The organism is Pseudomonas sp. 5.2 (assembly GCF_059025405.1).
Map to the genome: position 1 here is coordinate 9,657 of NZ_JBYBHH010000026.1, position 26,198 is coordinate 35,854.

Sequence of the window (26,198 nt, forward strand, 5' to 3'; positions counted from 1 at the left end):
CAAGCTATCAATAGTTATACGAGAGTCAGGACTGAGTGCATGTTTGGTTGGCGCTATAGGGTCATCTGGCCCCTGAGACGCTTCGAAAACCTAGCTAAAAAACTAAGCCACCATGGGTTCCCCGGCTTGCCCGATACGGCGTTTCCGATATCACGCGTCATACAGAGCCTATGTTCTGCATGAAAACCTTTGAAACCTCGCCAAAGCCACTAGAGGCCTAATTTTTCGCGAAACGCAATCGAACGGCTACTGGGTTGGCTGAAGGAGAACCGCCGCCTGGGTCCACGCTACTGGAATCTGGCGGCGGTATTTTAGCATGACCCGACATCAAGCTTAAGGAATTGCTTCGGCACTATTATCAACTAAAAATCCTAAACGATTTTAGCGGGTCATAGCCTTCCTCCAGCGAGTCTAAAAACTCCTTAACTTCCACATAAGGATTTCGATAGAGCTTGGCGTACACGTCCGCATTCTTGTTCCATCTTGCCAATACTTTTTCATGGGTATGATCACCTGGAATTTCTGTAACAAAATAGCTTCCCCTCACCCCCCTGAATGTTTTAGGCTTGAAGTTTGCAAATGACTCCACAGCAGCCGTGTGGTTTTGATCGAGAACTGGAACTCCTAAATGAGACCGTTTAAACTGCACTTTTTGAGGGCGCCAGCTTTGGAGAAGATCATCAACGCCTTTGCGAGTGGTAATTAATTTGGAAACTTGGGGATCGTCCCAGAACAGTATATATTTCGAATCCCCGAATCTCTCACCCACCTTTCCAACCAGCTGCATTTTCCCTTCGTAACCTTTTACTTCTATTTTTAGGTGATATGCGAGGTCCCTAGCAAATGATGAGAATGCGTCATAATTTGATGCGGAATGGCATACATGCAGTTTTATTTTTTCATAACTTCTGACATTCACTCCATGCTTCTCGAGATAAAAGACAAACTCATCTGCCCTGAGGGCACCCTCTGGCGTGTATATATGGCCGGTCGCCCTTCCCAACTCGTCCTCACCACCGTGCGCATCAACCACGAGACGGCGAACCCCTTTATGTGTGTCCTCCCACACCCTCACCTGCTCATTTAGCGTTCTAGGATTTGAGACACCGGCCATCGTCCGCTCCATCACTGCCACGTTCGATGTTGCCTTTACCGTCCGATTTTTTTTAATTACTAGAGCGATCTTATGTCGAATACTGCGCAACATCTTCCAACCCGCTCTGAGGCCATTAATAACGGTAGTGCCTACCATCCCCGCGAAACTGACAGCCATCGATGCCCAACCTAGTTTTTCTGCCAGCTCGGGATTACTACGCTGAACTGCAACCTTGGCGATTTCAAGCCCAGCAAAGGCAATTGTGGACGCATACATAACCCATTTCGCCACTCCAAGCATCTGCGTGCCAATGGCCGGTGCACTTGCCAATGCCATGACGACGTGGCCAATCGGCTCGAGTGTAGCGGATAGGCTCGGATTGCTCTGCCGTAAGGCCATACCTGTTGCCGTGATTCCTGCACCAACAGCAAGTCCAATCATGAGTACCCCCACCACTACTGGAGCGAGTAAGCCCGCCGACGCGATAATCGCGGCAGCTGAAAGCGCTACCATCACTCCCAACATTACCCACTCACCGACGCTAGCAGCCTGCGGCGGTGGTGGTTTGGTGGCTTCGATCAGGTCATCAAGATAGGCCAGGTTATTGGCCGCATCGCGACGGCTGATCATGATATGACCGCTGGGGTCGTGCCAATTGACCGGGTCGCCTGCAGCGCAGTACGCGCGATCATTCAACCCACCGGCACCGAAGGGGCTCCAGTCGTCGGGTTGATAAAACGCTTTGTGCCGCGGGTCATAGACCCGATAGCCGTTGCCCAGGTGATAACCACCCGTTACCGGATCCGCTCGCTGGCCGTTGTAACCGAGGCCGGTTTTCAGGGCATTCATGCTTTCAAGATGGGTCTCGCCCCAGGGTGTGAAGCTCACCGAACTTCGCTGCCAGTCGCCTTGGGCGTTCTGCTTGTACTCATCACCGCCGCCATTCTGAGGATCGGTCAAGGTGAACAGCAACTGATCATCTAGGGCAACAGCAATGCCCGCCATGTCATCGAGAGTCACCCGTTTGATAACCGTACCCTGTGAGTCCAGCCAGGTTTCCGCGCAAACACGCCCCTCTGCGTAACTCAGAATACGGCGCTGTTGGGTGGCGGCAACATACTGAGCGATCAGTTGATCGGCCTCATCGTACTCATAATAAGTCAGCGGCAGCGTCTGACCTTTCGCGGTTACCGAGCGAAGCTTACCGGTCTCGCTATAGGCCAGCGTTTGTTCATGTTCATTGGTTGTGAGGTTGCCATTGCGGTCGTAAGCCAATACGACCAACTTCTGTTCTCGCTTAGTCGTCCCTTCGAGCTTATGGCATTTGTAATGGGTACGGCGAGTCGGGTGCTGGGCATCTGTGTACTCATAACTCTGCTGGACAGTACTTCCATCCGCAAGCAAGGTCGTGCAACTACTCATATTGCCCAACACATCGTACGTGTAGGACTGCTGACTGATGGCTTCACCGGCAGCATCCTTGACGTCATTACCGTCGGTGGCGACGACCGTCCATTTCTGCAGTTCGTCGGTTACCCCAGTGACTGTAGTGTTGTAGGTGAATTTCTCGGTACGGGCTGGATCCATGGCGCCGTCCCGATAGAGTGTTTTTCTCAAGAGCTGGTTCGCAACAGACCAAGTCTGGTGATAACGGACCTTTATTTGCCCGCCTACACGGTAAATGCGCTCGCACTCGCGGCCCAGCGCATCGTAGCTGAATGCAACACTCATCCGCTGCCCAGTGCGCATGTCTTGAACCGTCACCAAGGCACATTGGCCGAAGGCTGTGTACTGGTATCGATACTCCAGCGAACCGCGGCGCACGCGGCTACGCTGCCCCTGAAGATTGCTCCAGGCTTCGCTGGATACCCCGCTGGCGTGCCGTACACGCGTCAGTTGCCCACGCAGCGAATAAAGCGCTTGCTGTCGCTGCTGAATCCTATGCACCGTACGCTCGAAACGCCAGGTGCCTAGCAATAGCGGCGACAAGAATTCACTGGTGACTTGACTTTGCTGGTTACCTTGCGCTTTGCGCTCGCCAGATATTCCACGGGTCAGGGCTGAATACTTGAAAGTGATCAGCGCAGTACCTGCCCCTGCCTCACCGGCCTTTTGGACGTACCAGCAAACCGAATTACCATTTTCTTCCTTCGGGTACACAACTGAACCATCAGGCTGATGGAACTTATCCGCCTTCAACGTGCTTTGATTACTGGTATCAGCGCCGCGAATAAAAGCCAGCACCACGTCACCCTGGTTGCCATTGCCCTCCAATGTCCGGCGGCCAAGCACTTTCTCGCTTCCACCGGCGGCCGTTACACTAATCTTGACCGGCACTGAACTTAGCCCTTCATAGCTCCATTTCACCTCCGAAGCGTCGGGCCGCATGAGACTGGTCTGACGTGCCAGTTCGTCCCACGCCAACGTCCACTCACGCTCTTTCAGGCCACCCTCAGGTGAGCTTTGTTTAACACTGGTAGCCAGGCCTCTGGCATCTAAATTTTCGACGGTTTTGACGCCAGCACTCTTGGTGCCCAACCAGCTCTCGCGAGCCAATGTCACAGCACCGTCCTTGTGGTTAGTCTGTACCTGCTGCTGGGTGAACAAAGGTCCTCCAGCATAACGTCCCAGTACTGACTGAACCTTGCGCGAAACAGCGCCTGTCGCACTGTTGTTTTCAACCTTCGCACTGCCATGGCCCTGCCAGTACCAGTCTTTCAACTCCTGCGGTGGTGAAAGTTGCGGATTGCCTACCCGCAACCCACCGGGCTGATAGTCATAGGCTTCCTGCCCCTCGACTTCCCCATCACTTCCCCAATTGATTTCCTCTAGCAGGCAATAATTCGCGGCGGTGTGATCATTGCCCGGCTCGCGTTGCAGTTCCCTGCGAACGACGCGCTGCAGGCCGTCGTACACCAATCTGCTGTGACGTCCCATGGCATCAGGCAGCCTGACCTGAGTACCATCGGCGGTCTGCTGATAGTCTACGGTCTGCGTATGCGTCACCTCGAGCGTTGACACATCCCCACTGTCGAACGCCTCCTGGTCGAACGCATAGGTCTTGCTACGCAGGCCCCGCCCACGGCTGTCATAGGCATGGCAAATGAAGCTGATCGGCTTGCCCTGCTCATCCTGCTGGCTCTCGCGCAGCACACGGCCTGTGCGTACAGAGACGATCTGCTGTTGCAACACCGCCTCACCGCCACCTGTAGCGAGCTTGGCGGTCTGGCGCAGTTTATTGGTACCGGATTGCTTGCCCTTGTACAACGCCTCGGTCATGGCTTGCGTGTTGCGTGCAGTGTCATCTTTGTACCAAGATGTGATCGTACGCGTCGTGCTACGGATGGCGTCTCTGACCTCGTTGTATGCGACCTGTGCCAGGGAAACACTCAAACCTTTGCGCTTTGCTTGTTTGGCAAGCTTCAACGTTTCGTCTTGGTTCCACTCGCCCACCGGCTCGATGCCCTCAAGGGTGAGCACCGTATTAGGTAGCAAGATGCCATTATCATCCCGATTACCCGTTGCGTAGCCAAACAAGGTTAGGACCGGGTCCGATTTGTTTTCAACCGAAAACTTCAAGTATTCGTACTGCGCACACAGCGGTAAAAGCGCACCCTGCTCCGTGGGCAGGCGGGGGCACGTCAGCTTCACCGCCTCTGCAAGAGTGCTACCGTCGGCCAGCGTAAGTCCGACAACGACGGCACTGACGTCCGGGACCTGGTGAGTAACAGGCAATGTGGTCGCTGACGGGGCTTGGTAGTACCACAGTTGTGTACTCATACCGTCGTCGGTGGTGAAATGGGTCGGCTCGAAGCGGCCTTTGGCATACTCGACGCGATTGGTCTCAGTCTGGCTCTTCGCAAGCGCTTGGTGGGCATCACTCATGATTGCTGCTCCTGAACTGGCAAGGTGTCGAGTGCCTCGACCGTGACGATGGTGGACACCTGCAGTGCCCGAGCCAGCGGTTTGAGTTCCAATTGATAGTCGGTCGTATCCTGCTGGTAACTGTACTGAGTAGTCCGACGCTGTTGGCCCGGTACCTCCTCGATAATGCGATCAAGCAACGATCCACCGTCGTCACAAACTGTCCAATCCCAGCGGGTAAACGGCGCATCACCGGCATCAACGCCACCGTTCAAGATCGGGGTTTTCATTGCTGAGATCACATAGTCGTAGCCCGACCATTTCCATGCATGGGTGATGTTGGGCTGGTTTGCCCCTGGGATAATCGTGTGCAGGCTGACGCGGGGTAGTATCCTCTCGCTGCTAGCTCCGTACTTGACCACCTCAACCGAACCGTCTTCCTCTGCCACGGTGGTGAGCACCCGGTCCAGTGCAAGATCCCTTGAATAACCAAATTTCACGCATTGATCGACAGTGCTACCGTCCGCATCACGGTATCGTGTCAAGGTCTTGAGCAAGCAATCTTCAATATCCAGTACGACCGTGCATTGCTCATCGGTGTCTGGCCAGAGGGTAAAGGTTGTTTTGGTGGTGCCCTCAAGGACAGGCTTTTCACCGTGACTGGCATTGAGTAATACAGTGTCTCCATCCTTGATATTTTTCAGCCGTACGTGCCCTTCCACCCCTTGCCACTCGAATGTAAGCGTTTCACCTTGCGCCGAGGTAATGCTTGACGTGGTCAAAAGCAATGCTGGGCGGTTGAGGTTTTCCAATGTTTGAACGAACTGAGCGCGCAGGCGCGCCATGGCGGCAACCTGTTCTGCTTGGGCGCGCTCAACTTCAAGCTGCTGTTTGAACTCACCCTCTGGACGTCCACAGTTCTCCCACAAGGCGTACTCGTATTTTTTTGTCAGCTTTTTAAATTCTGTTATCGCCGCTGTCGCTGCTGCTGATACAGGCGCACCTACACCATGGAAAAAAACGAATGCTGCCCCAAATAGCGCGAACATGCCTGGGTTTCCCTTCTGATCCGGCTCAGGCTCCGATTGCTTTAGAAAAACCCTGACCTTCTCGGCAAAGGATTTAACGTAAGCGCTGCCGCTCTCCTTAAGATCATGATCGCAAGGCTGACTGATCACCTCCTTACGGCCATCTGGGAACTCAAGGGTTAAGCTGGAAAGCCGGTCCTCGCTGCCTTGCGCATCAGTAATGGTAAAGCCGACGCACTGAACCCTGCTCTTTTCACCCGCAATCAGGGTTTTGATTTCACTCGGGGTCAACCGTACAGTACGGCCCGTACTCAGGGTCAACTGCCGCTCGCGGTTGTCAAAGGACGAGAAACGAAACGCCCAACCGTCTCCCAGTGCACTCTCATTGGCGCGATGGGCGGAGTAATGCAGCGATAAATCAATGACAGGGCCCCGGCCAGCCAACCCCTGTAATGTGCAGAGGGGATAGTACGCGTGGAACAATCCAGTTCGCTCGTCAACGCCATTGGTGCATGCGCCGGTGGTATCGTAGAGCTGAGAACCATTGGTGGAGGCGTAGTCAACACAGAGCGTGTCGGCCGGAAAATACTTCTTAGCAACGGGTAAGATGACTGGATTGAGCCCTACGCACTGCCAGATTTTCTCTGCGGTTACGTACCCATTCCAGATTTCTGGGTGAGTGTGCGACGAATCATTGGGGCGATGAATATCGAACAACAATTGATCAGCATGTGCCTCAGAAAACTGAAACTTGTAACCCGACGCAATGGCAGGGGGGGCAAGCATTGAAGCCAGTTGCAGGCGTTCATGGCCATGAACAGTGACCGCCACAGAGCGCCCGGACACGTTAGCCACCGTAAACTTTTCTGGCTTGACAAAACTAACGGAGCACGAAGCGCTAGCATTTTCAGGTAAATTTATGTTGCTAGGGAACGCACACAGATCAAATAACTCGATCAACTGTTTCTGGTCAGCATACTCCTCACCATCGATAACATACTTAAACATCTTGTCACGCCCCGACGCAAGCTGTCTCTCTACGTAATCATAGCCACTGACCGAGAGGTACTTCCACGCTGCCTTCGAACTAAATAGTGCCCACAGCACCTCATCCGGCATAATATTATTCAACCGAAGATCCATAGGCCATCGCCCTTTTGGATCGCGATTCTTGTAATACTCAGAAACTGGACTCTTGCAAGTTTCGTAGTCGCACAGCAATCCACTAGACCCACCTAGCCCATGATGAAAATCCGCACGATCAAAACTACTCAAATTAAGCAGCACTGTCTTTCTAAGATACCTCTCCACCATGTTGCTTACTTCACTTTGCTCTCGCTGCGCTGCCGTAAGATTTGCCTCTGCGCTTTTGTCCTTAGACGATACGCGACTTTCAAACTTATCACTTAATTTGATCCGGAGGTTTTTACCCCCCACCTTAACATCCCTAGCCCAACAATCATTCAACCGAAGCGTCGCCAAGAATTCATCATAAATTTCTCTAGGCAGCTCATTTTTCTCGCCAAAAATAAGACCACGCGCACAGAGCAGAAACACCCCCAAAACCTGATTACGCACTTCAGCAGTTGACATCGTCACCTTAACATCAGGAAGCTCAACTTCTTTGCTAATTACTCGGCCGCGAAGTTTCAACAAGACATCTGCACTGCCCTCCAGCCAAAGCGCACGAGATGACGCTGGAATTTCTTGCGCTTTTTCCAACACAGCATGCGTCGAATCGCCAACACTAGAGGCAATACCCAGGGCCTTCAGTTTGGCTTCAAGGGTTGCCTGAAGAGTTTCCACCCAACCCGACACATAGTCAGCGCTGTCACCTTTCGCCAAGGTCACCGTCCAGTTGTGACATAAGTTCCCGCTGCGACGATCACGCAGTTCAACGTACAGTTCAGTATCAGCATTGGCCTGCGCTTCTAGCATTTTGTACAGCGATATTGCTTTATTTTGATCCTTTACCTCCGAAGCTGCCGGCACCCACAGAGGGGCCCCTCCCAGCGGCTCGCTCATCCAGATCCGCAGCGGTACTCCAGCTTGCCACCACTGATCGGTAGTGGCGTTTTCAGTACGGTCCTTGTTGAAATCTTCCGCCTTTCCCAGGTGTATGTAGTCAGCGAGTAGGGACTGCTTCAGCGCTTGACTCAACGCGGAGGGCCACACGGCCTCAGCTATTTCAGCCACCTTTGGCGTGAACGTGAACGGCGAACCCGGCATCGGCACTCCGGACACATCATCGTGTACGTTCAAACAAATGGTTTCGCCTGCCGTCAGCGACCCTTCCACTGCAAAACCATCCAGTGCAAACCACATAATTGGTTCAACCGTGACACTTAGGTTCGACCCTTGAGGCACCCACAAGGCATTAGCTTCAATGGCTGCCTTGATGGTAACTTCGTCGTTTTTCAGCACCCCGGCACGAAGCAGTTTTGAATGTTGATTGATTATATTGCACACGTGTTTCTGCTGGTCCCCTTGCTCATCATGTAGGGGGTTACAGGCGACTCTATGTGATTCATGCAGGTATTGACTGGTTCGGTCGCGGACTTGAATGCAAATTCCTTCAGCCCAAGCAGGGAAGGCGTCAGGCACATAGCCTGCAATGACCTGATTGGCGACAAAAGGCGCATTGGTATACATCCGCGCGAGCGCCTCAAACACCCAGAGCCGATCAAACTCAGCACGTCCGAGTTCATCGGCTGCACAGAACTGATTACTATCAATACCCTTTTCAGCAATGATGAAACCGTCTTTGCTCAGGTGACCTGCTTGTAAAAGTGTAGAGCCTTCCACCAAGGTGGTATCTGCATTGATGGCATCGATCAGTGCCTTTGGCCATACCGTTTTTTTATAGTTATCTTCCGTAGCGGTAAGCCCGACCGACTTCAAGACACTCCCATCCAAGTGCGCTACCGCCCAAATCCATATTGTCTCACCTATTACCAAATCCCTGTCAGCGAGCAGGTAACCGGGACTGGTCCATTGGCACGAGCCACTCCCGAGCGTCATGGTTTCGAAACCAGTTATATCAGGGAGGCTGTCGGCAGCCCGCTTGATATTATATGCCTTCGGCAAGCCATCAATCTGACTGACGTCAGAAATCTCTTTGGGCGCCATTAGCACTATTGCTTCTAGTAATGCGTCACTTCCAATTGCTGCAGACCTTACGATTAGCCACTGACGCACTGACTGGTTACTCGGATTATGGAAGTCAGCACCCTCGCCATACCCATAATCCATTCCGTGACCATCATCAGACTCGAGGTGACCTTCATCAGATTCGAAGTAAGAATCTCCGTAACGTGACTGGCTTGGTGGCCCCGAGCGACGATAAGGCCTGATTTGAACATCCCCATTATACGACTGCATCAACGAGAAAACTTTGAAATTCGCAGGAGCCTCATCCAGAAACAAATACCGCTCTTCGCCTGAGGGAATCGTAATATCTCCTAACCCTGCATAATACTTTGCAGCAAAACTAGTCTTATCCAGGAGATTGAAATCCGTCGCATTTGAAACGCGCTTTTCCCTCAACAGCAATTGCAACACAGACTGTTTACTTGCACCTTCATCTACGAACACCCAAATCTCTTCGATTGTTGCAATACTCTCTCTTTTAACCAAAGCATCCACGACCCCGGGCTCCCCCCAGATCGCCTCTTTTGTACTTGAAGAAATGGCAATCTTCCGCGCATCGTCAAAGGCACTAGCAAGCACACTGTCCGCCCCGGATAAAATGCAGGGCACACTCAGTTTTTCACGCCACCGCCTCAATGCTGCGTCGACCTCTTCAATTCGCTGTTTTCCAGCAAATAAAATCATGAAACCGAATTGATCCGCTTTTGGCTTCAGACCCTCGGGCCCTGCATAAGGCCCCTTTGTAATAGCCTCCACGCCTCCCTCATGTATCCCCAATATGTAGAGCGTATAGCCGTCAGACCTTATGCAGTCGCCTCTTTTGAACCCAAGAAACTCCAACACTTTTTTACTGTACATAGAGACCCCTCAGGTACGACAACAACGCTATGTTGCCGAGACCAATATGGCGACTGTAGGAAACCGTATTGACTTACGATTATTACTGGATAGGACTACTGAAGCCTCCCACACATAAAGCACGCTAGCCACTGACAAAAATGACAGTTGACTACTTGGAGGTTGGAGGAATTTGAAGCGCCAGCCTTCCCTTTTTCCCCTCAACTGATGGGCTAAAGCAGGCGTCACAGGCTCGCGGGGGCTAATATTGTTCTTCCAGCCGCTACTCCCGACGGTCCCTCCCATGCAACCCACCTCCAACCCCCGGCAAAATTACCTGTTGGCCGCGCTGACCGCGGACACGTTCGCCCGGTTGGAACCGCACCTGGAACGGGTCAGCCTGCCACTTGGCAAGGCGCTCTACGAGTCCGGCGACACCCTGCGGCATGTGTACTTCCCCACCGATTCGATCGTCTCGTTGTTGTACGTGATGGAGAACGGCGCCTCGGCGGAAATCTCGGTGGTGGGCAATGAAGGGCTGGTTGGCATCGCCGTGTTCATGGGCGGCGAAAGCACCCCCAGCCGCGCGATCGTGCAAAGCGCCGGGCATGCCTATCGCCTACCGGGGCAGCGTTTGAAGGACGAGTTCAACCGCCATGGCGAGCTGATGATGTTGATGCTGCGCTACACCCAGGCATTGATCACCCAGATGGCGCAAACGGCGGTGTGCAACCGGCACCATTCCATCGACCAGCAACTGTGCCGCTGGCTGCTGCTGTCGCTGGACCGCCTGCCGGGCGACCGGCTGTGCATGACCCAGGAACTGATCGCCAACATGCTGGGCGTACGCCGCGAAGGGGTGACCGACGCCGCTGGCAAACTGCAGCGGCTGGGCGTGATCGAATACAACCGGGGGCATATCAGGGTGCTCGACAGGGCACACCTGGAGCAGCTCAGTTGCGAGTGTTACGCGGTGGTCAGGAAAGAGACCGAACGCCTGCTTCCCTACCTGCCGCCTGTACGTCCTGCCGTTTAGCCAAGCGTTAAGGCCTGATTTTCTGCTTCGGCTGGTAGCTGTACCGCTCTGCCGCAGAGGCTCTGGACGGGTCGGGATGGCCGGAACCTCTTTGGCTTTCCGTCGGTGTCTGCGCCTCGGTATCGTCTTCATCTTTCCCGGTTGGCCAGTCTTCGCCGTGCCCTGGTTCGACAGCAGGGGCATCAGCCTCTGTGAAGCGCTTGCCAGTGGTCATACACACCTCTCAATGCTCAGATGATCTGAGCTACAGCCAGTGTGCGCCTTCCCAATAGGCAGCAGTTTTATATCGGACCAGAGACCGCCAAGGCATTTGCTGCGCGCGCGTATTGCAGGGCTGCCCAAGCCGTATATATGATAAGCATTATCGTTTGCAACAATGACCCCTGCGGCGGCCGCACTCCATGCTCCCTTCCCCTGATCCCCTTCTGTGCGATGTGGCCCTGCTCTATCGCCAGCAACACAGCTGGCTGACGCGCTGGCTAAGGCTGCGGCTGAACTGTTCGCAAAGCGCAGCGGACCTGGCGCAAGACACTTTCCTGCGCCTGTTGAACAAACAACACGTGCCACAGTTGCATGCACCCCGCACCTTCCTGGCGAAGGTGGCGCAAAGCGTCTTGTGCAACCATTTTCGCCGGCAAAAACTCGAACGCGCCTACCTCGAGGCGCTGGCGACCCTGCCCGAACAGGTCGCGCCCAGCCTGGAAACCCAGGCAATCCTGCTGGAAACCCTGATCGCCCTCGACGCCGCCCTCGACGGCCTGGAGCGCCCGGTGCGCGAAGCGTTCCTGCTGTCGCAGGTGGATGGCCTGGGGCACGCAGACATTGCCGAGCGGCTGGCCGTGTCGATTACCACGGTGAAGCGCTACATCGTCAAGGCAGGCGCCCTGTGCATCATGCTCGATCACAGCCTGGACCTGCCATGAACGACCAGGGCTCTGCATCGATCCCGGGCGAGGTAGCCGAGCAGGCCATGCAGTGGCACCTCGAACTGCAAGAGCCGGTCGTCAGCGCTGCCACCCTGGCCGCCTGCATGAGCTGGCGCCAAGCGCACCCGCTGCACGAGCACGCCTGGCAACGGACCCAGGTGTTCGCCCAACGCATGCAGGACATGCGCAGCCCAGGTCAACGCCCCTTGGCCCACGCGGCGCTACGCCAGCAGCTGTCGCGGCGCACGGCGCTCAAGCAACTGTCGCTGCTGATGGCCGCAGGTGCCGGCGCCTGGTACCTGAAAGACGCCGCGCTGGTACAAGACTGGCGCGCGGACTACCACAGCCGCATTGGCGAGCAACGGCGCTTGACGCTGGCCGATGGCACCCAGGTACAGCTGAACACCGACAGCGCCCTTGATGTGGCGTTCGACCATCAGGCACGCCGCTTGCGGTTGCTGCGCGGCGAGGTGCTGATCAGCCGCTCGCCACGCGCCGATAGCCGGCCACTGTGGGTGGACACCGTGCATGGCCGCCTTGCATCGACACTGGCGCAGTTCAATGTAAGGCTGCACGCCGAGCTCACCCAGGTCAGCGTGTATCAGGGCAGCTTGTCGGTGCAACCCGCCTTGCAGCCCCATCCACCCCTTCTGCTCAGTGCCGGGGAGCAGGCCAGCTTCAGCCGCCAGGGCGTACTCGACCGTCAGTCCGTGCCCCCCGTTGCCCCTGCCTGGAGCCAAGGCATGCTGGTTGCCCAAGGCCAACGCTTGGCGGCCTTTCTCGACGACGTCAGCCGCTATCGCCGTGGGCACCTGGCCTGCGACCCCGCCTTGGCGGACCTTCGTGTGTCAGGCACATTCCCGCTGGATAACACCGAAAAAATCATCACCGCAGTGGCGGACACCTTGCAGCTCGACGTGCAGCATTTCACCCGCTACTGGGTGACGTTGAAGCCGCGCATGGCCTGACGAAAAAAAAGTTGCACAGAGGTGGTCCGATTTCGCGTCTCACGAGACTTAACCCTCAGCACTTCAAATCAATGGGGGAACACTCGTGAATCGCACCGCACGCAAACGCCAGGGCTGGCAGTTATCGGTTACGCAAAAACTTGCCGGCGCAGTGGTCCAGGGCATCGCTTGCATGAGTGCAAGCGCCCCGCTGCTGCTGACGCCCGGCTGGGCCACCGCTGCCGAGCAGGCGCAGGCCGATTTCGATATCGCTGCCGGCCCACTGGCGCCCGCATTGGCCCGCTTTGGCCAGACCGCGCACATTCTGCTGTCTTACCCCACGGCATTGACCGAGGGCCGCAGCACCAGCGGGCTGCAGGGCCGTTTCGATGTCGACCAGGGCCTGGCGATGCTGCTGGCTGGCACCGGGCTTGAAGCCAGCCGCGGTGTCAACGGCAACTATTCGCTGCAAGCCACTGCCACGGGGGCCCTGGAGCTGAGCGCGGTGTCCATCTCTGGCAAGGCGCCGGGTTCGACAACCGAAGGCAGCGGGCTCTACACCACCTATTCGTCGAGCAGTTCCACGCGCCTCAACCTTACCCCCCGCGAGACCCCGCAATCGCTGACCGTGATGACCCGCCAGCGCCTGGATGACCAGCGCCTGACCAACCTCACCGACGCGCTGGAAGCCGCCCCAGGCATCACCGTGGTTCGCGATGGCCTGGGCTCGGAGAGCGATTCGTACTGGTCGCGCGGGTTTGCCATCCAGAACTACGAGGTCGACGGTGTACCGACCAGCACCCGCCTGGACAACTACTCGCAGAGCATGGCGATGTACGACCGCATCGAAATCGTGCGCGGCGCCACCGGCCTGATCAGCGGCATGGGCAACCCCTCGGCGACGATCAACCTGATCCGCAAGCGCCCCACCGCCGACGCCCAGGCCAGCATCACCGGCGAAGCGGGTAACTGGGACCGCTATGGCACCGGTTTTGATGTGTCCGGGCCGCTGACCGAAACCGGCAACGTGCGGGGGCGCTTCGTCGCCGACTACAAAACCGAAAAAGCCTGGATTGACCGCTACAACCAGCAATCGCAGCTGATGTATGGCATCACCGAATTCGACCTCAGCGAAGACACCCTGCTGACCGTGGGCTTCAGCTACCTGCGCAGCGACATCGACTCGCCGCTGCGCTCCGGCCTGCCTACGCGTTTCTCGACAGGTGAACGTACCAACCTCAAGCGCTCGCTCAATGCCGCGCCAAGCTGGTCGTACAACGATCACGAGCAAACCAGCTTCTTCACCTCCATCGAGCAGCAACTGGGCAACGGCTGGAGCGGCAAGGTCGAGCTCACCCATGCCGAGAACAAATTCGACGAGCTGTTCAACTTTGCCATGGGTGAGCTGAGCCCGGAGGGCAGCGGCCTGACCCAGTTGCCCGTGCGTTTTTCCGGCACCCCACGCCAAGACAACCTCGACCTGTACGTCACCGGCCCATTCAGCCTGTTCGGGCGTGACCATGAGTTGATTACCGGCATGACTCTGTCCCAATACCGGGAAAACACCCCAAGCTGGGGCGGCTGGCGCTATGACTACGCCGGCTCGCCAGCGGGTGTGATCGACAACCTGTTCACTTGGGACGGCAAGTCTGCCAAGCCGGACTTCGTCGAAAGCGGCAAGTCATCGATTGACGAAGACCAGTACGCGGCGTACCTGACCTCGCGCTTCAGCGTGACCGACGACCTCAGCCTGATTCTTGGCAGCCGCCTGATCAACTGGAAGCGCGACACCTCGGACAGGCCGTATGGCGGCGACGAAACCGAAGTGAACCGTGAGGAAAACGGCGTATTCATCCCTTATGCCGGCGTGGTCTACGACCTCGACGACACCTGGTCGCTGTACGCCAGCTACACCAAGATCTTCAACCCGCAGGGCTCGTGGGTCACCGACGAGAGCAACAAGCCGCTCGACCCGATGGAAGGTGTCGGCTACGAGCTCGGCATCAAGGGCACCCACCTCGATGGCAAGCTCAACTCGAGCCTCGCGGTGTTCAAGCTAGAGCAGGACAACCTGGCCATCTGGCAACACGACAACGTCTACAGCGCCGAACAGGACACCACCTCCAAGGGCATCGAACTGGAGCTGAACGGCGAGCTGGCCGAAGGCTGGCAAGCATCGGCCGGTTATGCCTATTCGGTGACCACTGACGCCGACGACCAGCGCATCAACACCAACCTGCCGCGCAACAGCTTCAAGACCTTCACCAGCTACCGGCTACATGGGCCACTGGACAAGATCACGGTCGGCGGTGGGGTGAACTGGCAGAGCAAAGTCGGCGCCGACCTGCACACCTTCAGCCAGGGCAGCTACGCGGTCACCAACTTGATGGCTCGTTATGACATCAACCAGCACTTGAGTGCATCGGTGAACCTGAACAACGTGTTCGACCGTGAGTACTACAGCCAATCCGGCCTGTACGGCGTTTATGGCGCACCACGCAATGTGATGACGAGTTTCAAGTACAGCTTCTGATTCGGGCCATAGACACGTCAAATCCCCGCTCAACCCCAAGCCCTGTAGGAGCAGCCTTGTGCTGCGAAGAGGCCCGCGACAACAACGAAGATTGATGGTGTTGTCACGGGCCTCTTCGCAGCACAAGGCTGCTCCTACAGGGGGGTGCGTCCCCGGCAAGTGCGCCTATGTGTGCAAGGAGAATTGGGCGTTGGGTAACGGCATCGCTAGAAATCAGGGCAGCTGCTTCTCCATCGGCTGATAGACCAGCCCGGCAAACTCGCCCACATCGCCTGCCAGAACGAACCCATAGCGTTCGTAGGCGGCCACCGAAGACAACGACGCCCTGACCGTCACCACCGCCTCCCTCGCCTGCGCCAGTGCCGCGTTCATCAGGCGCGTACCAATGCCTCGTCGTTGCCAGCCCGGTGCGACGAACAGCATGGCCACGTGGCGGCCTTCCTTGAATTCGATCAACCCGGTGAGGGCGCCGTCCGCGACGCACACCAGCATCAGGTTATCGCCCTCCATACGCTCGGCAAACGCCTGTGCCGCCGCCACCATGGCGAAGGTGTCCACACCCTGCGCCGACAGCGAAGGCGCAACGGCCTGCATGAATGCGTCCAGGCACAGGGTGCTGGCAGAGGGCAGGTCGTCGTGGATCAGTTGGCGTATGTGCATGGTCGTCATCCGTGGCGAGTCAAAGCAGGATCATGCCCCACCGCAAGCAACCCGAGCAATCAAGGGCCTGGCCGCGATCCGTTCGGCTCATGCGAGTGGCTGCGATAGTAGGACAACGAAACCCCCGTCTGGCGTTTGAAATACCGGCACAAATACGACGCGTCGGCGAAGTTGAGCGTGTCCGCGATTTGCCCAATCGCCAGGGTACTGTATGAAAGCAGTGCCTTGATTTCCAAGGTCACCTGGCGGTCAATCAAGCCTTTGGGGGTGTCATTGAAAAAAGCCTTGCTGAGCTGCGACAGATAAAACGGCGTGATCGTCAGCGCATCGGCATAAAACTTCACCTCTCGGTGGCGCATGCAGTGTTTGCCTATCAACTCCCAGAAACGCCAACTGAGTGTTTCCTGGCGGCTGAATTGCCGGCCCGCCTGGTACTGCGCCGGTAGTTGCTCGGCGATCTTCAGAAACAAGTTTTGCAGGTGATTTCTGAGCATGATGTGCTGGTACGTGGGGCAGCGCTGCGCAATGTCCCGCATGTGCGCCAACCAGCCCGCCAGCAGCGGCCTGTCAGCATTGGCCGGCACGCAGTGTGGGTGGTCATGCAAAAAAACGAACAAGGGGTTTGGCAGCTGGTAAGCCACCTCGGCAGCGAAGCTTTTGGGCATCAAGCAAAAAAATACCCTGAAACTGCGTGAGCGACGTTTGAGCAACGCGATCGTGTCCTCGGCCAACACCATCACATCACCACGCCTGACCGCCTGGTCCTTGAAGTTGAACGCGAAGGCGGCACTGCCGGACAAGCACACCAGCAGCGTAATGTAGGCATGGCCGAAAGACAGCGGCACGCCTACCCCTTCAGCGAGTGTGGTGTCACCCAACCGCGGCGGATCGCCCGGTGTAACCAGTTTCGGAATGTGCTGCATGGTGGCTCAACGCTGCCTGCTTAAACTGCGCAAAGCTTATCACCGCTCGCTGATGGAGTTTCGAAAAGTACCGAAACTGCCGAGGTACTGACGTGTACCCATCAAGCGCCGCGCACTACCCTGTGACGCCCGAGCAACCCAGGATGAGTACAGGACATGCGACTTGAAACACAACGGCTGCGGCTGCGCCCTTGGCAAGATACAGATGCCGCTGACTTATACGAATACGCCAAGGACGAACGCGTTGGCCCTGTCGCGGGGTGGCCACCGCACACCAGCGTTGCGCACAGTGCCGAGATCATCCGCACCGTGTTCAATCACCCGGAGGTGTATGCCGTCGAACTGAAGGAGAACGGCCGTGCAGTGGGATGTGTGGGCATTCTGATAGGCGGCAACAGCCACTTCGAGATCAGCGAGCAGGAAGGCGAAATCGCCTACTGGATCGGCGTGCCGTACTGGGGCAAAGGCCTGATTCCCGAAGCCGTGCGTGAAGTGATGCGGCACGGGTTTGAAACCCTGAAACTCAAGGCGCTCTGGTGTGGCTATTTCGCTGACAACACCCAGTCTTTTGTTGCCCAATCGAAGTGCGGGTTCCGCCATCACCACACCGAAGAAAACAAATACAACCCGTTCCTTCAGGATTATCGAACCGAACACATCAGCTGCATCACTTACGCGCAGTGGCTCACGCCGGCTGACCACCCGTGAGCGACAGCAAAGCCCGGTTGATGGGATTTTCCTGGGCAATGGCCAGTACCTGTGCGTGGGTCAGTGGCTGCATCGTTACCTCCCTGGTGATTACGGGGCTGACGCTGCACCTAGCATCCAGTCATGTAGCTGCTGCCCCGCCACGCTGAGCGTACTGTGCTTGCCGTGAACGAGGTAGTAGTTCTTGCCCGTTTTGAGTACCTGCGGGAACACCTGAACCAAGCGCTTTTGCTCCACGTCGTCCTCAACCAGCCAGGGGCTGGTCAACACCAACCCTTGGCCGCGCCTGGCGGCGTCGATGGCCAGCGCCGACTGGTCAAAATGCAGGCCGCTGGCAACGCCAACAAACGACAACCCGGCGTTGCCCAGCCAGCGCGACCAGTTGGCATGGGACGTGGTGTAGAGCAAGGTCGCTTTGTGCAGGTCTGCCACCGCCAGCAACTGCAAACGCTCGCGGTATTGCGGGCTGCAATAGACCCTCGCCTCATCCTGCAGTAACAGACAGGCCTGCAGGCTGTCGTCCTTGCCATCGAAATGGCGCACCGCCAAGTCGTAGCTGCTGGTCAGGAAGTCCACGGTTTCAGCGTCGGCATTGAGGTGCAACTGCAGGCCGGGGTGCCGCTGGGTGAAGTCGACCATGCGCCGGGCGAACCAGGTGCTGGCAAACGCCGGTGGCAGGCTCAGCGACACCTGCAGTGCGCCCTTGCGCTGCACGGCGGCATTGGCGGCGTCGATCTGCTCGAGTGCTGGCCTGACCTGCGCCCAGTAGCGCAACGCCTCGTCTGTCGGGTGCAGCTTGCGCACGCTGCGAACAAACAGAGCCACCCCCAGCCACGCCTCGAGTTTTCGCAGTTGCTGCGCCACTGCGCCGGGGGTCACGAACAAACGCTCAGCGGCAAGCGTAGCGCTGCCCGTGCGCATTACAGCATCGAAACAGGCAATGGCCTTGAGTGGCGTGTCGGCTCGCATGATGCAGTTTTTCTCTTCCATGGCGTCAGGACAGATGATTTGTAACGCGTTGCTCCCGCCAAGACAATTGCCCGCATCAAGGCAATGACTTTTCCAGAGAGAGCCGCCCCATGAAAGTCCTGATCGTTCATGCTCACCCCGAGGCACGTTCATTCAACGGCGCACTGACGGCCACGGCCGTGCGTAGCCTGGCCGCGCAGGGGCACCAGGTGCGGGTCAGTGACCTCTATGCCATGGGCTGGAATGCCGTGCTGGCGACGGACGAGTTTGCAGGCTTCGCCCAAGGCGACTATTTCAACCCTGCTCACGCTCAGGAGCAGGCGTACAGCACGGGAACGGTGAGTGCGGACGTGGCCCGCGAGCAACATAAGGTTGCAGAAGCGGACCTGGTGATCTTCCAATTCCCCGTCTGGTGGTTTTCGCTGCCGGCCATCCTCAAAGGCTGGGTAGACCGCGTGCTAAGCCGTGGTTTTGCCTATGCTGCCGGGCGCAAATACGACACCGGCCTGCTCAAAGGCAAACGCGCCATGCTGAGCCTGACCACGGGCACGGCCAGCACGTTGTACACCGCCAATGGCATCGACGGCGACCTGCATCACATTCTATGGCCGATCCATAATGGCATCCTGGCTTACACCGGTTTTACAGTACTGCCCCCCTTCGCGGCGTGGATGCCAGCCCAGGTCACGGACGAGCAACGCGAACACTACCTGGAACGTTACGCCCAGCACCTTGCGCAGTTGGATGAGCTTGAGCCGCTGTTCTTCCACCCGCGACACGACTATGACCAACATCAACAGCTGAAACCGGGCGTGGTAGCGCGCTCCGGTGTGCAGTGGAACCCGCGCGCTGGCCAGTCTTTCGAGGCTTCGGCGGCCGCGTTCAAGCAGCACTGAACATTACGAGGAATGACTATGAAAGGGTATTGGATCATTTTTGCCTCTGACGTCACCGACCCCGAGGCTCAGCAAGCCTATGGCCAACTGTGGGGTTCCATCGCGGCAAAGTACGGCGCAACGCTCAAGCCGCTTGCCCCAGGTGCGCTGCGGGAGTCGCACACCAGCAGCCGCGTACTGGCGGTCGAGTTCGCCAGCTATGCCCAGGCAAAAGCCTGCTATGAGGACCCTGCCTATACAGAGGCCAAGGCATTCGCCCTGCGCGCAGCACGTCGCGAGGTGATCATCATCGAAGGGGAGTTGAGCTGACTGCCCTACCCTTCAGCCATGCGCGGTCGTGGTAGGAGCAGCCTTGTGCTGCGAAGAGGCCGGTGATAACACAGTAAATCTTCAGTGCTATCACCGGCCTCTTCGCAGCGCAAGGCTGCTCCTACACCGGGCGCGCGTGGCTGGGGTGCGCAGTCCGCTTTTCAAGCGCGCAGCTGATACCAGGTGGTCTTGAGCTGTGAGTACTTGTCGAACGAATGCAGCGACAGGTCGCGACCAAACCCCGACTGTTTGCCACCCCCAAACGGCACCGTGACATCCAGCGCATCCACCGTGTTGACCGAAACGGTGCCAGCCTTCAGCGCCCGCGCAACGCGATGCACCTGGTTGAAGTCGTCGCTCCACACCGACGCTGCCAGGCCGTAGACACTGTCGTTGGCCAGGCGCACGGCCTGCTCTTCGGTGTCGAACGCGCTGACCGCCAGCACTGGGCCGAACACTTCCTCCCGGGCCAGGCTCATGCTGCCATCGACGCCGGCAAAAATGCTCGGTTCGATGTAGTTGTCCGAGCCGTCAATGGTGAGGCGCCGGCCACCGCACACTAGCTGGGCGCCCTGCGCGTGCGCACGGTCGATGGCGGCCTTGATGCGACCGGTCTGCTCGGCATCGACGATGGCACCCGCGCGGCTTGCCGGGTCGAGTGGGTTGCCGGGCATCCATTGGCGGGCTTTGGCTTGCAAGCGCTCGATGAACGCATCGTGGATCGAGCGCTGCACATACAGGCGCGAGTTCGCCGAACACACTTCACCCTGGTTGAAGAAAATGCCGAACGCTGCTTTTTCCGCGGCCAAGTCCAGGTCCTGGCAGGTGTCGAACACCAGGTTCGGGCTCTTGCCGCCACACTCCAGCCAGACCTGCTTGAGGTTTGACTGCGCCGAGTACTGCATGAAGTACTTACCCACCTGAGTGGAGCCGGTGAACACCAGGCAGTCGACGTCCGGGTGCAGCCCCAGCGCCCGGCCCGCGTCTTCGCCCAGGCCTGGCACGACGTTCAGCACGCCCTCCGGCAAACCGGCCTCCAGCGCCAGTTGCCCCAGGCGCAGCGCCGAGAACGGCGATTGCTCGGCGGGTTTTAGCACCACGCTGTTGCCGGCCGCCAGCGCCGGCGCTAGCTTCCAGGCCGCCATGTCGAGCGGGAAGTTCCACGGCACCACGGCGGCGACCACGCCTAGCGCTTCGCGGGTGATGGTGGCGAGCGCGTTGGGCGCGGTGGGCGCTACCTGGTCGTACAGTTTGTCCAGTGCCTCGCCGTACCAGGCAAAGACATGCGCCGAGCCGGGGACGTCGATGGTGTAGGCATCCATGACCGGCTTGCCCATGTTCAGCGAGTCCAGCAGCGCGAGCTCTTCGCGGTTGGCCATGATCAGCTCGGCCAGGCGCAGCAGCACCTTCTTGCGCTCGACCGGGGCCATGCGCGACCATGGGCCTTGCTCGAAGGCACGGCGTGCGGTGGCCACCGCCAGGTCGACTTCAGCCTGACCACAGGCGGCGACCTGCGCCAGTACCTGCTGGGTGGCCGGGTTGATGGCGGCGAACGTGGCGCCGCTGTTAGCGCTCACCTGCTGACTGCCGATCAGGGCCTTGTCGGGCAAACGCAGGCTTGCAGCGCGCGTTTGCCAGTATTCGAGACGCTCCATTTTCACTCCCTATGACTGTCTTGGATTCTGGGGCTGCGCTGCAGCCCATTCGCGGCGCAAGGCCGCTCCTACAGACGATCGCCTGCACGTGTGGGAGCGGCCTTGCGTCGCGAATGGGGCGCAAAGCGCCCCCACTGGCTCAGAGCCTGCCCACTAACCGGGCAGTGCGGTCTACAGCGATACGTGTCTTGTCGACCAGTTCGTCCAGCTCGGCGCGGTTGGCCACCAGTGCCGGCGCCATGATCATCCGGCCCAAGGTCGAGCGAATGATCACGCCTTCTTCGAAGCCGAAGGTGCGGCACTGCCAAGCCAGGTCGTTCTCGTTGGCAAAGCGCTTGCGGGTCGGCTTGTGTTCAGCGAACTGCAGCGCCGCCACCAGTCCCGCGCCCTGCACCTGGCCAATCAAGGGGTGATCGGCAAACACTTCACGCAGGATGCGCTGCAGGTACGGCCCGGTGTCATCCTTCACCTGGCGCACGATGCCTTCATCGCGCAGCGCCTTGAGGTTGGCGATGGCCACGGCCGCCGCCACCGGGTGGCCCGAATAGGTCAGGCCATGGGCAAACACGCCGCCGCGTTCCACCAGGGCTTCGGCGATGCGCTTGCTCAGCACCAGGCCGCCCATGGGCACATAGCCGCTGGTCAGGCCCTTGGCGATCGACAGGGTGTCCGGCTCGAAGCCGAAATACTCATGAGCAAACCATTCGCCGGTGCGGCCAAAACCGCCGATCACCTCGTCGGCGCACAGCAGCACGTCGTACTGGCGGCAGATCCGCTGGATCTCGGGCCAGTAGCTTTCCGGTGGGAAGATCATGCCCCCGGCCCCCTGGAAGGGTTCGGCGACAAAACCGGCGACGTTTTCCGCCCCCAGTTCGAGGATCTTTTCCTCCAGCTGCAACGCGCAGCGGCGGCCGAACTCGGCCGGGGTCAGCTCGCCACCTTCGGCGTACCAGTACGGCTCGTCGATGTGCGCCACGTCCGGGATCAGCCCGCCCATCTCGTGCATGAACTTCATGCCGCCCAGCGCCGTGGCCGCCAGGGTCGAGCCGTGGTAGCCATTCCAGCGGCCAATCATGATCTTCTTGGTCGGCTGACCAACCACCTGCCAGTAACGGCGCACGGTGCGGATCAGCACCTCGTTGGCCTCGGACCCGGAGTTGGTGTAGATCGCGTGGCTGTAGTGGCCAGGCAACAGGCTGAACAGCAACTCGGATAGCTCGATCACCGCTGGGTGGGTGGTGTGGAAAAACATGTTGTAGTAGGCCAACTGGTCCATCTGCGCGGCGGCGGCGGCGGTCAGGTCCTTGCGACCGTAACCGAGTTGGGTGCACCACAGCCCCGACATGCCATCCAGGTAACGCTTGCCTTCGCTGTCCCACAGGTGCAGCCGTTCACCTCCAACCATGACCCGCGGGCCTTCGGCATTGAGCGCCTTCTGGTCGAGAAAAGCGTGGATGTGGTGCGCGGCGTCGGCGGCCTGGTAGTCACGGGTCTGGCGTTGGGGAGCGAAAGGCGCATTCATGGGTGGTTTTCCTTGTTGTCGGTGGGTATTGCAGGGCTGCGGCGCTTAGCGCAGCTTGCCCATGTAGCTTTCCAGCGGGTCCTTGCCCAGCACGCCCTGGGCATTGGCCAGCGCGTCGATGAACAAGGAAAACAGTTCGGATTGCGTGCCGATGTCGAGCTTGGCGTAGACGTTTTTGCGGTGGGACTTGATGGTGTCTTCCGACACCCCCAGGCGCTCGGCCAAGGACTTGGTCGAATGGCCACGCAGGATGAGTTGGGCGATGCGGCACTCGCGCTCGGTCAGCAACGAGCTGCCAAAGTTGTTGAGCGCGGCATGGATACGCTGCTCCAGCACGTTCTCGAAACGCCCCCCGCGGCTCCCCAGCCCGGCGAAGTGCTTGTTGAGCACCGCCAGCACCCAAGGCGTGACACGGCCGAACAGCTCGCGGCTTGGCACGTCCAGTTTGTCGGTGAAGGCCAGCGACACCGCCAGGCTCTGGCCGGGCGCGACCTGCAGGATGTAATTGAGCTCATCCTCCAGGTGCGAATGGCGGTAGAACGACTGGTAGTACTCACTCACTTCGAAGTGGTCAGGGGCCACGTCGAACAGGCCGTAGCAGCCAGACTCGACGCGCTCCACGCAGGCACCGTAGAACGGGTCGAGCAGGTAGAACCCGGAAAGGTAGCGGCTGACATTGCCTTCTGGCAGCCAGGGCGCCTTGTCATCTTGCTCGAACAGCGCGCTCGGCATGCCGTCATGGGGGTAGAGGTAGACCGTGGTGGCCTGGATCGGCCGGATGAACCCGAGCGCACCGAACAAGGTGGCGGCAAAGCCTGGTTGGCCGATCGTGTCGGTCACCTTGGCCATGTGCTCGAACCACTGCTCTGAAGCCAATTGGTCACTGTTCACTGGAATTCTGCCGGTAGCGGGAAACGGTATCGCCGTCGGGGCGGCGCGTTGTTTGCAAATACTCCCACGGCCAGGCAGAGACCGAAATCACCCTTTGGGGTGAGCGTTTTCAGGCGACGACCGGCTCACCCCAAAGGGTGATTTCGAGTGTGCCCGGGGTGTGGGAGCATCGTCCGGCCCCACCCCTGAGGGCCGCGCACCGCACGCTGGCCCAGCCTCCTTTCATGACCCCGCAACGGTATCGAGCCCACTCGCCTACCGCGGCGTCCTGCATCCGATTTCAGGAGTTAGCAATGCATACAACAAAAACTACAGCCCAACCCGCCCATGCCGCGTCGCCTTCCAGCCCTTCGGGCCGCTTCAGAAAATCCATGGGGCTGAGTGCCCTGGTGCTGTTCGGCCTTGCCTACATGGTGCCACTGGCGGTATTCACCACCTATGGCCTGGTTACCCAGATGACCAAGGGGCACCTGCCCACCGCCTACCTGCTGACCCTCGCCGCCATGCTGATGACTGCCTACAGCTATGGCCGCATGGTGCAAGCGCACCCCTACTCCGGCTCCGTGTACACCTACACCCGCAAAGCCTTCGGCACCCACATCGGCTTCATGACCGGCTGGACGCTGCTGCTCGACTACATCTTCTTGCCGTTGCTCAGCTACCTGCTGATCGGCATCTACATGTCGGAGTACTTCCCGGCCATCCACGCCTGGGTGTGGGTCGCAGGCTCCATCGCCCTGGTGACCTTCCTCAACCTGATCGGTATCGAATCGATTACCCGGGTGAACTGGATTCTGGTGGTCGTCCAGCTGGTGTTCATCATCGTCTTCGTCGGCTTGTCGATCAGCAACCTGGCCGGCCAGTCGGCACCTGTGTCATTGCTTGCGCCCTTCCACCATGAGGGCTTCAGCGTGCCGCTGATCATGACCGGCGCCGCCGTGCTGTGCCTGTCGTTTCTTGGCTTCGATGCGGTCTCGACCATGGCCGAGGAAACCAGCAACCCAACGTTTCGCATCCCACTGGCGATCATGGCCGTGTCGCTGATCGGCGGGCTGCTGTTTCTGGTGGTGTCGTACTGCGCACAGATGGTCTTCCCGGAGTGGGGCAGTTTCGCCGACCCCGATTCGGCCTCGGTGGACGTGATGCGCCGGGTGGGCGGTGAACTGTTGGTGACGGCGTTTACCGCCACCTATGTCGCCGGCTGCTTCGCTTCGGCCATGGTCTCCCAGGCAAGCGTGTCGCGGGTGCTGTTCGCCATGGGGCGCGATGGAGCGTTGCCGGCGGTGTTTGGTCAACTGGTGACGAAAAAGCGCGTACCGGCGGCGGCGATCATGCTTGTCAGCCTGCTGTCGCTGATCGCCCTGTTCATCACCCTCGACACCGTCGCCAACATGATCAGCTTCGGCGCGTTGTTCGCGTTTTCCGCCGTGAACCTGGCCGTGGTCAAGCACTACCTGATCGACCAGAAGCTGCGTGGCACGCGCAACGGCCTGCTGTACGGCGTGATTCCTGGGCTGGGGTTTCTCAGTACGCTGTGGCTGTGGAGCAGCTTGTCGAGCCTGTCGTTCACCATCGGGCTGTGCTGGATGGGCGTGGGGTTCGCCTGCCTGCTTGGGCTGACCCGGGCGTTTCGAGTGAAACTGCCCGAGCTGCAGATGGCCGAATAAGGCTCAGAGCGTCATGAGCATTTCGTGCCAGGCCATGCCACCGTGCTCGGAGGGCGATGGCTGCACGTAGGTGTAGCCCAGCTTTTGGTACAGCGCGACATGCTGCTCTTTGCACATCAGGTGGATGGTCTGCTTGCCCTGGGCCTTCATGCGCTGGATGAACTCGCTCATCAGCCGTTTTGCATAGCCTTTGCCCTGGTGTGCGGTGTCGACCACCACCGACATGATCACCACGTTCGGCGCTGCCGGGTCATGGCCGACCAGCTCCTTGAAGGCCTCGTCAGACATGACCACGTCATGCGCACAGCCACTGTTGATGAAGCCGACGGTTTCGCCCTCGGCTTCAAGTAGCAGAAAACCTTCCGGGTACTGGGCAATGCGGGTGCGGATTTTTTCCAGGGTTGCCGCTTCATCCCCTTCATAGGCGCCGATTTCGATCGCGTAGCAGCGTTCGGCGTCGGCGGGCACGGGGTTGCGGAACTGAGGGGCGCTCATGCGCTGACTCCTTGGGGTAATGACGACAGGCTGCATGATAAATCACTGCCGATTATTTTCAGCATGACAGGATCGTTTCCTGGGCT

The 26,198-nt window shown here is 58.6% G+C and carries 17 protein-coding genes; 8 read left to right on the plus strand and 9 right to left on the minus strand.

Annotated elements, in window-relative coordinates; genetic code table 11:
• Nucleotides 1-358: 358 nt before the first annotated feature.
• Nucleotides 359-4,981, minus strand: a complete 4,623-nt coding sequence (locus AC5PZ0_RS26780; protein WP_493856081.1) for an RHS repeat-associated core domain-containing protein — start codon at nt 4,979-4,981, stop codon at nt 359-361.
• The gene (locus AC5PZ0_RS26785; RefSeq protein WP_493856082.1) at nt 4,978-9,996 is read right to left on the minus strand and encodes a hypothetical protein; all 5,019 of its coding nucleotides are present in this window, start codon (nt 9,994-9,996) and stop codon (nt 4,978-4,980) included. The genes AC5PZ0_RS26780 and AC5PZ0_RS26785 overlap by 4 nt, the downstream gene beginning before the upstream one ends.
• A gap of 283 nt (nt 9,997-10,279) precedes the next feature.
• On the opposite strand from AC5PZ0_RS26785, the gene AC5PZ0_RS26790 reads away from it, so the two are divergent.
• From AC5PZ0_RS26790 to AC5PZ0_RS26805, 4 genes are all read left to right on the plus strand, one after another.
• Nucleotides 10,280-11,011 (plus strand): Crp/Fnr family transcriptional regulator, encoded by a 732-nt coding sequence (locus AC5PZ0_RS26790; protein ID WP_493856083.1) that lies wholly within the window; start codon nt 10,280-10,282, stop codon nt 11,009-11,011.
• A gap of 401 nt (nt 11,012-11,412) precedes the next feature.
• A complete protein-coding gene (locus tag AC5PZ0_RS26795) occupies nt 11,413-11,934 on the plus strand; it encodes a sigma-70 family RNA polymerase sigma factor (RefSeq protein ID WP_099454554.1) in 522 nt (173 codons plus the stop codon).
• Nucleotides 11,931-12,905 (plus strand): FecR domain-containing protein, encoded by a 975-nt coding sequence (locus tag AC5PZ0_RS26800; RefSeq protein ID WP_493856084.1) that lies wholly within the window; start codon nt 11,931-11,933, stop codon nt 12,903-12,905. The genes AC5PZ0_RS26795 and AC5PZ0_RS26800 overlap by 4 nt, the downstream gene beginning before the upstream one ends.
• 172 nt (nt 12,906-13,077) lie before the next feature.
• Entirely contained in the window at nt 13,078-15,417 is a 2,340-nt protein-coding gene (locus AC5PZ0_RS26805; protein WP_493856097.1) for a TonB-dependent siderophore receptor, read from the plus strand.
• Between the two features lie 213 nt (nt 15,418-15,630).
• Here AC5PZ0_RS26805 and AC5PZ0_RS26810 read toward each other — a convergent pair whose 3' ends face one another.
• A complete protein-coding gene (locus AC5PZ0_RS26810) occupies nt 15,631-16,077 on the minus strand; it encodes a GNAT family N-acetyltransferase (RefSeq protein ID WP_493856085.1) in 447 nt (148 codons plus the stop codon).
• 59 nt (nt 16,078-16,136) lie between these two features.
• A complete protein-coding gene (locus AC5PZ0_RS26815) occupies nt 16,137-17,000 on the minus strand; it encodes a helix-turn-helix transcriptional regulator (RefSeq protein ID WP_493856086.1) in 864 nt (287 codons plus the stop codon).
• 156 nt (nt 17,001-17,156) lie between these two features.
• Here AC5PZ0_RS26815 and AC5PZ0_RS26820 point away from each other — a divergent pair, with 156 nt between their 5' ends.
• On the plus strand, nt 17,157-17,708 hold the full coding sequence (locus AC5PZ0_RS26820; RefSeq protein WP_493856087.1) for a GNAT family N-acetyltransferase: 552 nt from the start codon (nt 17,157-17,159) through the stop codon (nt 17,706-17,708).
• A 90-nt stretch (nt 17,709-17,798) separates the two neighbouring features.
• Here the strand turns inward: AC5PZ0_RS26820 and AC5PZ0_RS26825 are convergent, their stop codons facing one another.
• Complete coding sequence (locus tag AC5PZ0_RS26825) at nt 17,799-18,677, minus strand: LysR substrate-binding domain-containing protein (protein WP_493856088.1); 879 nt, start codon at nt 18,675-18,677, stop codon at nt 17,799-17,801.
• 110 nt (nt 18,678-18,787) lie between these two features.
• Between AC5PZ0_RS26825 and AC5PZ0_RS26830 the strand changes: the two genes are divergently transcribed.
• Nucleotides 18,788-19,573: an NAD(P)H-dependent oxidoreductase gene (locus AC5PZ0_RS26830; RefSeq protein WP_493856089.1), complete on the plus strand. Its 786-nt coding sequence runs from the start codon at nt 18,788-18,790 to the stop codon at nt 19,571-19,573.
• Nucleotides 19,574-19,591: 18 nt separating this feature from the next.
• Entirely contained in the window at nt 19,592-19,882 is a 291-nt protein-coding gene (locus AC5PZ0_RS26835) for a DUF1330 domain-containing protein (RefSeq protein WP_493856090.1), read from the plus strand.
• 161 nt (nt 19,883-20,043) lie between these two features.
• On the opposite strand, the gene AC5PZ0_RS26840 is transcribed toward AC5PZ0_RS26835, so the two are convergent.
• The 3 genes from AC5PZ0_RS26840 to AC5PZ0_RS26850 form a co-directional block, all read right to left on the minus strand.
• Nucleotides 20,044-21,537, minus strand: coding sequence for an aldehyde dehydrogenase (locus AC5PZ0_RS26840; RefSeq protein ID WP_238216848.1), 1,494 nt, complete (start codon nt 21,535-21,537; stop codon nt 20,044-20,046).
• Between the two features lie 139 nt (nt 21,538-21,676).
• Nucleotides 21,677-23,059, minus strand: a complete 1,383-nt coding sequence (locus AC5PZ0_RS26845; RefSeq protein WP_099429770.1) for an aspartate aminotransferase family protein — start codon at nt 23,057-23,059, stop codon at nt 21,677-21,679.
• 45 nt (nt 23,060-23,104) lie between these two features.
• Nucleotides 23,105-23,908: a helix-turn-helix domain-containing protein gene (locus AC5PZ0_RS26850; RefSeq protein ID WP_099430929.1), complete on the minus strand. Its 804-nt coding sequence runs from the start codon at nt 23,906-23,908 to the stop codon at nt 23,105-23,107.
• A gap of 335 nt (nt 23,909-24,243) precedes the next feature.
• Here AC5PZ0_RS26850 and AC5PZ0_RS26855 point away from each other — a divergent pair, with 335 nt between their 5' ends.
• Nucleotides 24,244-25,617 carry an APC family permease gene (locus AC5PZ0_RS26855; protein ID WP_493856091.1) on the plus strand — a complete coding sequence of 458 codons (1,374 nt, stop codon included), beginning with the start codon at nt 24,244-24,246 and terminating at the stop codon, nt 25,615-25,617.
• Nucleotides 25,618-25,620: 3 nt separating this feature from the next.
• Here AC5PZ0_RS26855 and AC5PZ0_RS26860 read toward each other — a convergent pair whose 3' ends face one another.
• The gene (locus AC5PZ0_RS26860; RefSeq protein WP_027596229.1) at nt 25,621-26,112 is read right to left on the minus strand and encodes a GNAT family N-acetyltransferase; all 492 of its coding nucleotides are present in this window, start codon (nt 26,110-26,112) and stop codon (nt 25,621-25,623) included.
• Between the last annotated feature and the right edge of the window lie 86 nt (nt 26,113-26,198).